The following is an 11,770-nucleotide window of genomic DNA, read 5'->3' as shown; positions in this document are numbered from 1 at the left end:
CATGGTGGCAATCAATTAGCCGGTGGCTTTGGCTGCCTCACCCTGGCGGGCCGAGCTGCCATGGGCCTCCGGTTCCCGCTCGGCCGGCAGCTCATCCACGGCAATCGCGGCGGCCATCGCCTTGGCGGCTTCGAGGATGATTGCGCCCTCCTGTTCGGAGATAACGTCCTCGGCCACGCCGCGCTTGACGGTATCTTCCAGATTGGCTGCCGACAGCCGCACGCCCAGGCCTTTCTGAAGACGGGCCTCCAGCGGTTCGGCGGTAATCATGCGATCCATGGCATATTCCACCCTGCCTACCGGGTCCTCGGGGTCCTTGCTGCTCCAGACGCCACGAGTCAGGCGGTCGCGTGCCGCGGAGGGGGTCAGCAGCAGGGAAGCCACCTCGTGACCGAGACGGTCACTGGGACGACGGAAACTGCGTCCGGTGGGCATGACTACCAGCTTCACCAGCCGACCCAGCAGCGGGGACGGGAAGTTGCGGAAGATCTCGTTCAGCCGGTCTTCGATGATGTACAGCGATTCCTGACAGGCCCAGTGGAGCATGGGCAGGTCCGAAGCAGGACGACCCTGGTCTTCGAACTGCTTGAGCATGCTCGAGCCCATGTAAAGGTGGCTGAGGACATCACCGAAGCGGGCGGAGAGTTTCTCCTTGCGCTTGAGTTCGCCGCCAAGCAACAGCAGCGTCACATCGGCGGAGAAGGCGAAGGCCGCACTCATGCGAGAGAACTGACGATAATAACGGCTGACCTCACCCGCTTCAGGCGTGCGGATGAACAGACCCCGGGTCAGGCCGGTGACGAAGGCACGAACCGCATTGCTGATGGTGAAGCCCACGTGGGAGAAGAGGGCGCGGTCAAACTTGCGCACCGCCTGCTCCTCATCTTCCATGCCCACACACTCCATCTCCTTGAGGAGATAGGGGTGGCAGCGGATGGCGCCCTGGCCAAAGATCATCAGGCTGCGGGTGAGGATATTGGCACCCTCCACCGTGATACTGATGGGAATGGACTGGTAGGTGCGGGCCAGGTAGTTGCCTGGGCCCATCATCACGCCCTTGCCACCGTGGATATCCATGGCGTCACCCACGACCTGGCGCATGCCCTCGGTGCAGTGGTACTTGAGAATGGCCGAGAGCACTGATGGTTTTTCACCCAGATCCAGGGCGCCGGCAGTCATGCGCCGCATGGCTTCCATGCGGTAGGTGTAGGCCCCGATACGGGCTAGACCTTCTTCAACACCCTCGAACTTGCCAATGGGGGTCTTGAACTGCTTGCGAACCCGGGCATAGGCGCCCGTCGCTCGGCTGGACAGCTTGCCGGCACCGGTGCCCAGGGCCGGGAGGGAGATGGCCCGGCCTACCGACAGGCAGTTCATGAGCATGCGCCAGCCCTCACCGATGTACTCCTGATCCCCGATCAGGTATTCCATAGGTATGAACACATCCTTGCCGCGGGTAGGTCCGTTCTGGAAGGAGGCATTGAGGGGGAAATGGCGGTCGCCAATCTCCACGCCCGGCGTGTCGGTGGGGATCAGGGCCAGGGTAATGCCCAGGCTCTTCTTGTCACCCAACAGTCCATCCGGGTCATAGGCCTTGAAGGCCACGCCCAGCAAGGTGGCCACCGGGGCCAGGGTGATATAGCGCTTATCCCAGTTGAGCCGGAAGCCCAGCACTTCCTTGCCGTTGTGCTCACCCTTGCAGACGATCCCGGTATCGGGGATGGCGCCCGCGTCGGAGCCGGCATGGGGGCCGGTCAGGGCGAAACAGGGGATTTCCTCGCCCTTGGCCAGCCGCGGCAGATAGTAGTCCTTCTGTTTGTCAGTACCGTAATGGAGCAAGAGCTCACCCGGCCCGAGGGAATTGGGCACCATCACGGTCACACCGGCGGAAGGACTGCGACTGGCAACCTTCATCACCACCGAGGAGTGGGCCAGGGCGGAGAAGCCGAGGCCACCGTATTCCTTGGGAATGATCATGCCGAAGAAACGGTTGTCGCGCAGGAAATCCCACACCGGTGCGGGCAGATCGTTGAGCTCATGAGTGATCTGCCAGTCATCGATCATCTTGCAAAGCTCTTCGGTGGGTCCGTCCACGAAGGCCTGTTCCTCGTCAGTCAGCTGCGGCGAGGGATAGCTCAGGAGCTTGTTCCAGTCCGGCTGGCCGGTAAACAGGTCAGCGTCCCACCAGGTGTTGCCCGCATCCAGGGCCACCCTCTCGGTCTGAGAAATAGGGGGCATGACCGAACGGAACCAGTTCAGCAGCCGGCTGCTGAACACTGCCCGCCGCAGGGACAGGACGTTCAGGGGAATGGCCACAGCCAGGAAAACAATGGTGGCCACCAGCGGCAGGCTGCCGGAGATAAGCCAGTTGGCCCCGATCAGGGCGGCGAAGGCGCCGGTCCATACGGGGAGGCTCGCCCGGATATAGGCCAGGGAAAGGGCCAGGGCGATGGTGACGAGAAACCAGACAAGGCCGGACATGGTCGTCCTCCTGTTCGAGATGTCGAAATGAAGCTGTTGAGTGCCCGGAAGGGCAAAATTCAAACGCTTGTTTCACGGGCCGCTCAGCATACCATATTGGGCGGCGAGCGAAATCTGATTTGGGTCAAGCTGTGCCGGAATATCTCGCTGCCCCAGCGGCTCAGGGATCCAGCCGCATGGACAGGTCGATGGCGCGAATGTGCTTGGTGAGCGCGCCGACGGAAATGAAATCCACCCCGGTATCAGCGACTCCGCGCAGCGCCTCCTCAGTGAGCCCTCCGGAGGCTTCCAGCTTGGCGCGCCCGGCGTTGATTTTCACTGCCTCGCGCAGGCCGGGGAGGTCAAAATTGTCCAGCATCAGGATGTCGGCACCCGCTGTCAGGGCCGCATCCAGCTCGCTCAGGTCTTCCACTTCCACTTCCACCGCGACCCCGGGGTGGTGTCGCCTGGCTTCCGCCACTGCCGCACCAATCCCGCCGCAGGCAGCGATGTGGTTCTCCTTGATCAGGATACCGTCGAACAGGCCCACACGGTGGTTATGGCCACCACCGCAGCGTACGGCATATTTTTGCGCGGTGCGCAGGCCGGGGAGGGTCTTGCGGGTATCCAGAATACGGGTGTTGCTGCCAGCCACCAGGGCGACATAGCGGGCGGTTTCGGTGGCGGTGGCGGACAGAGTCTGGAGGAAATTGAGGGCAGTCCGTTCAGCGGTCAACAGACTTCGTGCCGGGCCGTAGAGACGGGCAAAGCGGGTATCCGCCGCCAACTGCTGGCCTTCCCGGGCAAGCCATTCCACCCTGATCTGGGGATCAATGCGGGAAAACACGGCCTCGGCCCAGGGCGTGCCGCAGAGAACCGCCGCCTCGCGGGTGAGAATGTAGCCCTGGGCCTGGCGGTCAGCCGGAATCAGAGCGGCAGTGAGATCGCCGTCGCCCAGATCCTCCTCAATGGCGCGGTCAACCTGTTTGTCCAGATCCTTGGGTAAGGGCAGCACAGCGGTCTCCTGGGAGAAATCGGGCGCGGAATTATACCGCCGATGGGCGTTCAGTGTCGGGCGGGTTGCCGGATCACCAGGGTGCCGTCGCGCTGCTCCATTTCCAGCGGGCCGAGAAAGCTCATGCCCAGCAGGACTTCATCCAGGTCCATATGGGGGTTGATGGTAGCGCGCACATCGTCCTGGCGGATGCCGCCCAGGCTGACACTCTCGAGCTGGGTGAGGTAGCTGTTCACCCGACCGCCGGCAGTGCGGGTGGGGATGGCGGCGCCACGTTCCAGTCCCAGCTTCCGGGCCAGGTGTCCGGGGACGGAAATGCCGGTGGCACCGGTATCGATGAGAAAGCGGACCGGCTCGCCGTTGATGTGACCACTGGCCAGATAATGACCCTGGGGATTTCGGTCGAGACGAATCTCCAGGCTGCCATCCTGCAGGGCCTGGGCGCTGACGGCCTGGTTGGGGTGCTGGCGTTGGTCCAGAATCCGCTCAAAGGCCAGGGTAAGCACGCCCAGGGCCAGCAACAGGCCCACCAGGAGCATGATGAATTCGGGGCGGCCACGGCCGGTTTGCAAGCGGATTGGCTTCATGGGGCCAGTATAGGGTGCCCGGGTTGGTGCGACAAAGAAGATCTGGTGAAGGGGGGGGATTTTGGTCGTGTTGGTGGGTGGCTTAGGTTTTGTCGAGAGCCCTTCGATGACGGATAGCCAAAAAAACGGCCCGCCGAAGCGGGCCGTTGCGCTTGATGGTCGGGGGTGCTCCGTTCAGAGGGCGAGCACCGAGACGCCACCCCTGGCGGCGACCATGAACATGAGCATGGGAATGGACAGGACCACATTGGTGCGCGAGGCCATCTTGGCGATCTGCTTGGCCTTGGTCTTTTCCTCGTCACTGGCCTCGACAATACCCAGAACCTTCTTCTGGTTCGGCCAGATCAGTGCCCAGACATTGATCAGCATGATGGTCCCGAGCCAGACGCCGATGCCCATGGGCAGGCCGTAGGCGGCGTCGAACCCGCCAGCAAAGCCCAGGGTGAAGACATTGGCGAACTGCTGGATGATGGCGAGATAGATGGCGCCGGACACCCAGGTAGCGACGGCGGCCCAGCGGAACCAGAGCAGTGCCGTGGGGGCCACGAAGCGGTTGATGGGGGCTGCCTCACTGCCGGCCTGGGCCACCGCCGGAATCTGGACGAAGTTGAAATAGTAGAGCAGGCCAATCCAGACAATGCCGGCAATGACGTGAATCCAGCGCCAGAACTCGGCGTGATTGAAGTCAAACCAGCTACCGGTGGCGGTGAGGTTGACCACCACGCCCAGAATCACCGCGAGCACAAAGCCCAGGATCCAGACACCCTTGATGGAATTGAGTGGATTCATTCTTGTGTACCTCTCGTTGGTTTCGAGACTTGACAGATGGTGGATAATGGAAACGCGTTCCAGGAGAGCGCTGGAACGTACCCCCTAAACCCTAGGACAGAACCGGTGGATTACAAGGCCTGCCCGGATTGCGGGCGCGGCCGGCCGGTATTATCCCAATGAGCCACACTAAGGAGGCCCGAGTGAGTCACGAGTTGATGCAGCTGCCCTATGCCATGGATGCCCTGGAGCCCCATATCAGCCGGGAAACCCTGGAATATCACTACGGCAAGCACCACCAGACCTACGTCAATACCCTCAATGGCCTGGTGGAGGGCACGCCCGATGCCGAGCTGAGTCTGGAAGACTTGGTGAAAAAGGCCAGCGGCAAACTGTTCAACCAGGCCGCCCAGGTCTGGAACCACAACTTCTACTGGCAGTCTCTCAGCCCCAATGGCGGCGGTGAGCCGGACGGTGAGCTGAAAGCCGCCATCGAGAAGCGCTGGGGCTCGGTGGATGCCTTCCGCAAGGAGTTCACCGAACAGACCGTGGCCAATTTTGCCTCCGGTTGGGGCTGGCTGGTGAAGAAAGCCGATGGCAGCCTGGATATCGTGCAGACGGATGATGCTGAAACTCCGCTGAGCGATGACAGTCTCACGCCGCTGCTCACCTGCGATATCTGGGAGCATGCCTATTACATCGACTATCGCAACGCCCGCCCCAAGTACATGGAGGCGTTCTGGAAGCTGGTGAACTGGGAGTTCGCCGCGGCCAATCTGGCCAAATAATGTACAATGCGAGGCCCGCGCAGCCCGCGCGGGCCTTCATTTGAGTGACCGAGACATCAGCCATGAGCAAGGCAGTCGTACGCCAGTACCTCAAATCCCCGGCCGACCACGAGCCTGACCGGCAGTCGCCGCGCGCCATGCCGGCCAGTCCCGAACCGCCGGAATCCCCCTGTGTGGGTGTCTGCACAATGGATGACGAGGGCTATTGCATGGGCTGCTTTCGCTCACTGACGGAAATTGCTCAATGGAGTCAGTTGAGTCCCGAAGAGCAGTGGGAAGTGGTGCGCCAGTTGCCCGAGAGGGACCCTGCCGGCTAGACAATCCATGGCCTCATCCTTGGCCGTTTGTTTCCCGCCCCCCGGCCAAGTACCCTTGAGGTCCATTCATCGGATGGGGGGTCAGCTTGGATCCGGTTCGACTGTCCGTTTTCATCAATCGCATCAACAGCATTTGTGAGCAGATGGGCGCAGTGCTGCGCCGGGCCGCCTTTTCCCCGAATATCCGTGACCGGCTGGATTTTTCCTGTGCCCTTTTTGATGCCCGTGGTGAACTCTGCGCCCAGGCGGCCCATATTCCCGTCCATCTGGGCAGCATGGCCCATGCCATGCGAGATGTGGTGGATGTCCGCGACTGGGCGGCAGGTGACATCCTCGCCCTCAATGACCCCTATCTCGGCGGAACCCATCTGCCGGATGTAACCGTGATCATGCCGGTTTTCGAGGCGGGGCGGCTGCTCGGCTTTGTCGCCAACCGCGCCCACCACTCCGACATTGGTTCCAGCAGCCCCGGTTCCCTGCCGCTGTCCCGGGACCTGGATGACGAGGGCGTCATCATTCCGCCGACCTTGATTGGTCGCCATGGTGATCTGGATCAGACGGTGATGGCTACCCTGACAGGGCGAATGAACAACCCCGCCCTGGTGGCGGGCGATTTTGCTGCCCAGGTCGCCTCGGTTCGCGCCGGGGTCGAACAACTCCGATTGCTGGCGGCCGATCATCAGGGGGCGCAATGGGATCAGGCCCTTGCCGCCATAAACGATTATGCCGAACGCATGGCCAGGACCACCCTGTCTCGCATCCCTTCGGGTCGGTATTGTTTTACCGATTACATGGATGATGATGGCTTTGGTGCCGAGGATATTCCCATCCGGGTATGCCTGAAGGTGGAGCGGGGCGATGTGACGGTGGACTTTGATGGCACTGCCGATCAGGTGGCGGGAAACATCAACTGTCCTCTGTCGGTGACCGCGGCTGCGGTACTGTACGTCTTCCGTTGTCTGATGCCGGCGGAGATGCCGGCCTCGGCAGGCGCCTTTCGAGGTGTCAGCATCCAGGCGCCGGTCGGCAGCCTGGTCAATGCCCGTCCCCCCGCAGCAGTGGCGGCGGGCAATGTGGAAACCAGCAGCCGCGTGGTGGATACACTCATTGGCGCACTGGCTCAGGCCATACCGGATGAAATGCCCGCGGCCAGTCAGGGCAGCATGAACAACCTTGCCATGGGGTCGCTCAGCGGTCGGCGATGGGATTACTACGAGACCCTGGGCGGTGGCGGCGGGGCCCATCGGGCCGGGCCGGGCCTGGATGGGGTGCATACCCATATGACCAACACCCTCAATACCCCGGTGGAGGTAGTGGAAATGAACTGGCCACTGCGGGTTCTGCGCTATGCCTACCGGCCGGATTCCGGTGGGCGGGGCCGCCATCGGGGCGGTTGGGGCCTGGCCCGTGAGTATCAGTTTCTCGACAAGGCAGAGGTCAGCATCATCAGCGAACGTCGACGCCGTGGTCCCTGGGGCCTCGCCGGCGGGCGCGAGGGCCAGGCCGGGCGTAATCATCTCAATGGCCGGGCATTACCGGGCAAGGCGAGTTTTTCCGTCGTCGACGGTGATCGACTGTTGCTGGAGACACCGGGCGGGGGCGCTTGGGGGGACCCCGGTCCGGCATGATAAAATGCCCCATTAGATTCCCCGCAACCATTGGGACGCCGACCATGAATCCTTGGAAATCGCTGTTGCCTGCCATGCTCCTGGGAATGCTAATGGCCCTGTCCGCTTGCGCCATGATGGGCCCGGGAGAGGTGGATCCGGATGACGACCGCTCCATCCAGCGGGCCGTGCAGTCGGAAATCCGTAATGCCCCGGTCCGTGGCGCAGGGACCGTGCGAGTCGCGGTGGAAGAGGGTGTGGTCACCCTGACCGGTTCCGTGCCCGAGCCGCAAGCCATTGGCGATATTGTGATGCGTGTCGAGGGCGTGCCCGGTGTGCGCCGTGTCATCACCGATGTGGATTTTGACGGCAGTGACGAGCGCCGGGATATGGAGCCCGTCAACGGCGGCTGACGAAACGCCCAACCATTTTCATTCATGCAGGACTTGCCATTATGACTATTGAAGACAAGATCAAGGAACAGCTGGACAGCAACGACATCCTTCTCTACATGAAGGGAACGCCGGACTTTCCCCAGTGTGGGTTTTCCGCCCAGACCGCGCAGGTACTCAAGCAGGTCGGTGTGCCTTTTTCCTATTTCAACATCCTGGAGGATCAGGAACTTCGGGAGCGTCTGAAGGAGTATTCCAACTGGCCTACCTACCCTCAGCTCTACATCAAGGGTGAGCTGATCGGTGGTTGCGACATCATCATGGAGATGTTCCAGTCCGGCGAGCTAGAGAAGGAACTCAAGGCAGTCGCCAGCGACTAAGCCCTTGTGTAAAGGGCATTGAAAAAGGCCGCAGCCCGAGTGCTGCGGCCTTTTTTATTCCCTGTTGCCGATGGCTTCCTGATAGACGGGCTTGAGGCGATTGATGATGTCGCAGAATAGTTCCGCGGTCTGCTCCGCGTCATAGGCGGCCGAATGGGCGGCCTTGTCATCCCATCGTAGCCCCGCTGCCTTGGCTGCCCGGTGGAGTACGGTCTGGCCGAAGGCAGCGCCGCCCAGAGTGGCGGTATCGAAGCTTGAGAAGGGATGGAAGGGGTTCCGTTTGATGCCACAACGTTCCACTGCGGCATTGAGGAACTGGAGGTCGAACCAGCTGTTGTGGCCAACCAGTATTGCTCGGGTACAGCCAGTGTTGCGGACTTCCGCGCGGATCGGCTTGAAAAGCCGGCCCAGGGCGTCCGCTTCCTTCATTGACGGGCGCAGGGGATGATCCGGGTCGATGCCCGTGACTTCCAGTGCCGCCGCCTCGATGTTGGCGCCCTCGAAAGGCGCAACATGAAAACGATAGGTCTCACCGCGATAGAGCTCGCCGCGATCATCCATGTGCACCAGTACGGCAGCAATTTCCAGCAGGGCATCGGTGGCCGGGTTGAAACCACCTGTCTCCACATCCACCACTACCGGTAGAAAACTCCGGAAGCGGTCAACAATCCGGGGATCCTGGTTCTGGTAGTCCTTCTCGCAATCCTCTTTCATGCCTGCTCCAGCTCTGCGGTCCAGGCGACTGTTTCGCCGGCCCGAAATGGTACGACCACATCCGGCCCCATGGGCAGGTCAGCCGGGACTTGCCGAGGCTGCCGTGAAAGCCTGACCTTGCCCTGGTTTCGTGGCAGGCCATAGAAGTCAGCCCCGAAATGGCTGGCAAACCCTTCCAGTCTGTCCAGGCGTCCCACGGCCTCAAAGGCCTCTGCATAGAGCTCCAGGGCGGTGTGAGCCGAGTAAATGCCGGCGCAGCCGCAGGCCGATTCCTTGGCGCCACGGGGGTGGGGGGCGCTGTCCGTGCCGAGGAAGAATGAGGGTGAGCCGCTGGTGGCCGCTTCCAGTAGGGCATGACGGTCTTCCTCCCGCTTCAGGACGGGGAGGCAGAAATGGTGGGGGCGCAGGCCACCGCGAAACAGGGCGTTGCGATTTTCCAAAAGGTGCTGGGGAGTGATGGTGGCCGCCACCCGTGCCGGCGCCTGGTGCACGAAGTCCACTGCTTCCTGAGTGGTGATGTGTTCGAAGACCACCCGCAATGGAGCATGGTCCTCCACCACCTGCATGAGTACTTCGTCGATGAAGCGCTTCTCCCGGTCGAAGAAGTCCACTTCCGGCCGGGTTACCTCGCCATGAACCAGCAGGGGAATGTCATGTTCCGCCATGGCCTCCAGGGCGCCTCGGACATTGCGGATGTCGGTGACGCCCGAGGCCGAGTTGGTGGTGGCGCCCGCCGGATAGAGTTTGAAGGCGTGGATGTCATCATGCTCGGCGGCGGCCTTGATGGTGTCTTCGTCCGTATTGTCCGTCAGGTACAGGGTCATGAGCGGCCGAAAGTCACTACCTTCAGGGATCGCAGCCTGAATGCGGTCCCGGTAGGCTTCCGCCTCAGCGACGGTGGTCACCGGGGGGTTCAGATTGGGCATGATGATGGCGCGGGCAAAGATGCGGGCCGTCTCCGGGACCACGGCCTGCATGGCGGCCCCATCGCGCACATGCAAATGCCAGTCATCGGGGCGAGAGATTACGAAGGTGTCCATGAGCTTCCTGATTTGCATCGGATACGGCGGCCATTGTACCAGCCCCCGTTCCGACTACTTTTCTCCGATCAGGGAGTTGTCCAGGAAACTGAGCCATTCCACGCCGAAACGGACACCAAAACCGGTCACATCGCCGGGGACGTGGGCCAGGCCGCCCTCCCGTTTGCCGGCGGAGAGGTCTATATGTACCCAGCCGATATCCTCAGCGACGAAACGGCCAAGAAAGCGGGCCGCATAGAGGTGATCGGCCTCGGCCGGGGGGCGACACTGGATGACGTCGGCCACGGACGATTCCAGATCTTCGTCGTAATCCGCTTCCCAGGGCAGCGGCCAGACCCGCTCACCGCTACGCTCCCCGGCGCGAATCAGGGCTTCGACCCAGTCGCGGCGGTTGCTCATGGCACCGCTCATGCGTTGCCCGAGGGCGGCTACACAGCTGCCGGTGAGGGTGGCGTAATCCAGGATTGCCCTGGGTTGCTGGCGACTGGCCAGGGCCAATGTATCGGCCAGCACCATGCGGCCCTCGGCATCGGTGTTGACGATCTCGATGGTGGTCCCGTCAAGGGCGGTGACCACGTCATTCGGTCGCGTGGCACGGGACCCAATGTGGTTTTCCGCCAGGGCGAGCCAGCAGTCCACGGCATGGGGGAATTTCAGGCGGCTAAGGGCAAGCAGGGTGCCCAGCGCTACCGCACTGCCCTGCATGTCACCATGCATGCCGTACATGCCGCTGGCATTTTTCAGGTTTGTGCCGCCGGTATCGAAACAGATTCCCTTGCCCACCAGGGCCAGAGGTGCGCTGGTCCCGCCAGCCGGGCGGTAGCTGAGGCGGAGGATGCCGGCGTCCCGGTTTGGACTGGCGGCGGTGACCGAGAGAAAGGCACCGGCGCCCAAACGGTCCAGCTCCTGCTCATCGTAAAAGTGGCTGTCCCAACCTTCCTGGCGCGCCAGGCTTTCGGCCAGTTCCCGATATTGACCGGGAGAGAGGTGATTGCCCGGTAGCTGGGTCAGCCATCGGGCCAGCTGATTGCCTTCCGCCGTGGCCTCTGCCCGACTGATGTCGGGCGCCCGGTGGGGACCAAACAGGTCAAGGCTCTCCACGCTAAGCGCTTCCAGGGTAGTGCGGCCGCTGCGGGGCGGCTGGTAGAGGGCAGCGTAGAGGCCCGCAATGATGGCTTCGGTCATCCTCTCGCCCTGGTGGATGTCGGCGGCAAGATCAATCACCGCCAGTTTCCGGGGCCGGTCCGAGAGCAGCAATTCCAGGGTCTTGCGGGCCAATGACAGGGCCTGGAAGGCATTCAGCCCCTTGTCCACGCGCAGCCGGGCGATGCGGCAGCCGCCGCGGCTGCCAACGGCGGGATTGCTGCTCTCTGGATGCTGTTGGAAACAGTCCGCCTCTATCCCGCCGAGCCAGGCGGGTTGCCGCGTTTGAATGCCGGCCGTCTCCTCCGCCCCGTCAATGATCAGGATCATGGCATCGAATTGCTGCTCCGGGCTTTCATCCGGGAGCCTTGTGTCCTGTTTTATCTGGATTTTCGGCAAATCGGGCAGTTTCAGGGGCATGGTGTTGTCCTTGACCTTGGCAGTGCAAAAAACGATCATACTCGCTGTTTGAACGGTGGGTGGCGGCGGTCAGCCCAATGTGTCGCGTGGCCGTCGATGCGCCCGACCTTCCTCGGCCCGGGGCATGTCGGCGCCGCAA

General features: G+C 62.3%; 12 protein-coding genes. 5 read left to right on the top strand and 7 right to left on the bottom strand.

Annotation, left to right across the window (positions count from 1 at the left end; all coding sequences use genetic code 11):
* Nucleotides 1-15: 15 nt before the first annotated feature.
* From VCB98_RS02775 to VCB98_RS02760, 4 genes are all read right to left on the bottom strand, one after another.
* Nucleotides 16-2,481, bottom strand: a complete 2,466-nt coding sequence (locus VCB98_RS02775) for an acyl-CoA dehydrogenase (protein WP_346050252.1) — start codon at nucleotides 2,479-2,481, stop codon at nucleotides 16-18.
* A gap of 160 nt (nucleotides 2,482-2,641) precedes the next feature.
* A complete protein-coding gene (gene nadC / locus VCB98_RS02770) occupies nucleotides 2,642-3,475 on the bottom strand; it encodes a carboxylating nicotinate-nucleotide diphosphorylase (RefSeq protein ID WP_346050250.1) in 834 nt (277 codons plus the stop codon).
* A gap of 50 nt (nucleotides 3,476-3,525) precedes the next feature.
* The gene (locus VCB98_RS02765) at nucleotides 3,526-4,047 is read right to left on the bottom strand and encodes a retropepsin-like aspartic protease family protein (protein ID WP_346050248.1); all 522 of its coding nucleotides are present in this window, start codon (nucleotides 4,045-4,047) and stop codon (nucleotides 3,526-3,528) included.
* A gap of 189 nt (nucleotides 4,048-4,236) precedes the next feature.
* Nucleotides 4,237-4,851, bottom strand: a complete 615-nt coding sequence (locus VCB98_RS02760; protein ID WP_346050246.1) for a urate hydroxylase PuuD — start codon at nucleotides 4,849-4,851, stop codon at nucleotides 4,237-4,239.
* A 182-nt stretch (nucleotides 4,852-5,033) separates the two neighbouring features.
* Here VCB98_RS02760 and VCB98_RS02755 point away from each other — a divergent pair, with 182 nt between their 5' ends.
* The 5 genes from VCB98_RS02755 (at nucleotide 5,034) to grxD (ending at nucleotide 8,314) form a co-directional block, all read left to right on the top strand.
* Nucleotides 5,034-5,618 (top strand): superoxide dismutase, encoded by a 585-nt coding sequence (locus tag VCB98_RS02755; protein WP_346050244.1) that lies wholly within the window; start codon nucleotides 5,034-5,036, stop codon nucleotides 5,616-5,618.
* Between the two features lie 62 nt (nucleotides 5,619-5,680).
* Nucleotides 5,681-5,935, top strand: a complete 255-nt coding sequence (locus VCB98_RS02750) for a DUF1289 domain-containing protein (RefSeq protein WP_346050242.1) — start codon at nucleotides 5,681-5,683, stop codon at nucleotides 5,933-5,935.
* Nucleotides 5,936-6,021: 86 nt separating this feature from the next.
* Nucleotides 6,022-7,563: a hydantoinase B/oxoprolinase family protein gene (locus VCB98_RS02745; RefSeq protein ID WP_346050240.1), complete on the top strand. Its 1,542-nt coding sequence runs from the start codon at nucleotides 6,022-6,024 to the stop codon at nucleotides 7,561-7,563.
* Between the two features lie 44 nt (nucleotides 7,564-7,607).
* Nucleotides 7,608-7,955 carry a BON domain-containing protein gene (locus VCB98_RS02740; RefSeq protein ID WP_346050238.1) on the top strand — a complete coding sequence of 116 codons (348 nt, stop codon included), beginning with the start codon at nucleotides 7,608-7,610 and terminating at the stop codon, nucleotides 7,953-7,955.
* A 41-nt stretch (nucleotides 7,956-7,996) separates the two neighbouring features.
* Nucleotides 7,997-8,314 carry a Grx4 family monothiol glutaredoxin gene (grxD, locus tag VCB98_RS02735; RefSeq protein ID WP_346050236.1) on the top strand — a complete coding sequence of 106 codons (318 nt, stop codon included), beginning with the start codon at nucleotides 7,997-7,999 and terminating at the stop codon, nucleotides 8,312-8,314.
* Between the two features lie 54 nt (nucleotides 8,315-8,368).
* Here grxD and rnt read toward each other — a convergent pair whose 3' ends face one another.
* Genes rnt through VCB98_RS02720 form a run of 3 tightly spaced genes read right to left on the bottom strand, consistent with a single transcriptional unit; the run spans nucleotide 8,369 to nucleotide 11,631 of the window.
* Nucleotides 8,369-9,028, bottom strand: coding sequence for a ribonuclease T (gene rnt, locus VCB98_RS02730; RefSeq protein ID WP_346050234.1), 660 nt, complete (start codon nucleotides 9,026-9,028; stop codon nucleotides 8,369-8,371).
* The gene (pyrC, locus tag VCB98_RS02725) at nucleotides 9,025-10,068 is read right to left on the bottom strand and encodes a dihydroorotase (RefSeq protein WP_346050232.1); all 1,044 of its coding nucleotides are present in this window, start codon (nucleotides 10,066-10,068) and stop codon (nucleotides 9,025-9,027) included. Before pyrC ends, rnt begins: the two co-directional genes overlap by 4 nt.
* A gap of 54 nt (nucleotides 10,069-10,122) precedes the next feature.
* Nucleotides 10,123-11,631, bottom strand: coding sequence for a M17 family metallopeptidase (locus tag VCB98_RS02720; protein WP_346050230.1), 1,509 nt, complete (start codon nucleotides 11,629-11,631; stop codon nucleotides 10,123-10,125).
* Between the last annotated feature and the right edge of the window lie 139 nt (nucleotides 11,632-11,770).

The sequence above is a fragment of the Natronospira elongata genome, assembly GCF_034931365.1.
GTDB lineage: Bacteria > Pseudomonadota > Gammaproteobacteria > Natronospirales > Natronospiraceae > Natronospira > Natronospira elongata.
This window is presented reverse-complemented; position numbering and strand designations above follow the sequence as displayed.

Excerpts from the sequence above, each read along its gene's own strand:
- VCB98_RS02775 (WP_346050252.1), bottom strand. The coding sequence starts at position 2,481 with ATGTCCGGCCTTGTCTGGTTTCTCGTCACCATCGCCCTGGCCCTTTCC.
- VCB98_RS02760 (WP_346050246.1), bottom strand. The coding sequence starts at position 4,851 with ATGAATCCACTCAATTCCATCAAGGGTGTCTGGATCCTGGGCTTTGTG.
- VCB98_RS02750 (WP_346050242.1), top strand. The coding sequence starts at position 5,681 with ATGAGCAAGGCAGTCGTACGCCAGTACCTCAAATCCCCGGCCGACCAC.
- VCB98_RS02740 (WP_346050238.1), top strand. The coding sequence starts at position 7,608 with ATGAATCCTTGGAAATCGCTGTTGCCTGCCATGCTCCTGGGAATGCTA.
- grxD (WP_346050236.1), top strand. The coding sequence starts at position 7,997 with ATGACTATTGAAGACAAGATCAAGGAACAGCTGGACAGCAACGACATC.
- rnt (WP_346050234.1), bottom strand. The coding sequence starts at position 9,028 with ATGAAAGAGGATTGCGAGAAGGACTACCAGAACCAGGATCCCCGGATT.
- pyrC (WP_346050232.1), bottom strand. The coding sequence starts at position 10,068 with ATGGACACCTTCGTAATCTCTCGCCCCGATGACTGGCATTTGCATGTG.
- VCB98_RS02720 (WP_346050230.1), bottom strand. The coding sequence starts at position 11,631 with ATGCCCCTGAAACTGCCCGATTTGCCGAAAATCCAGATAAAACAGGAC.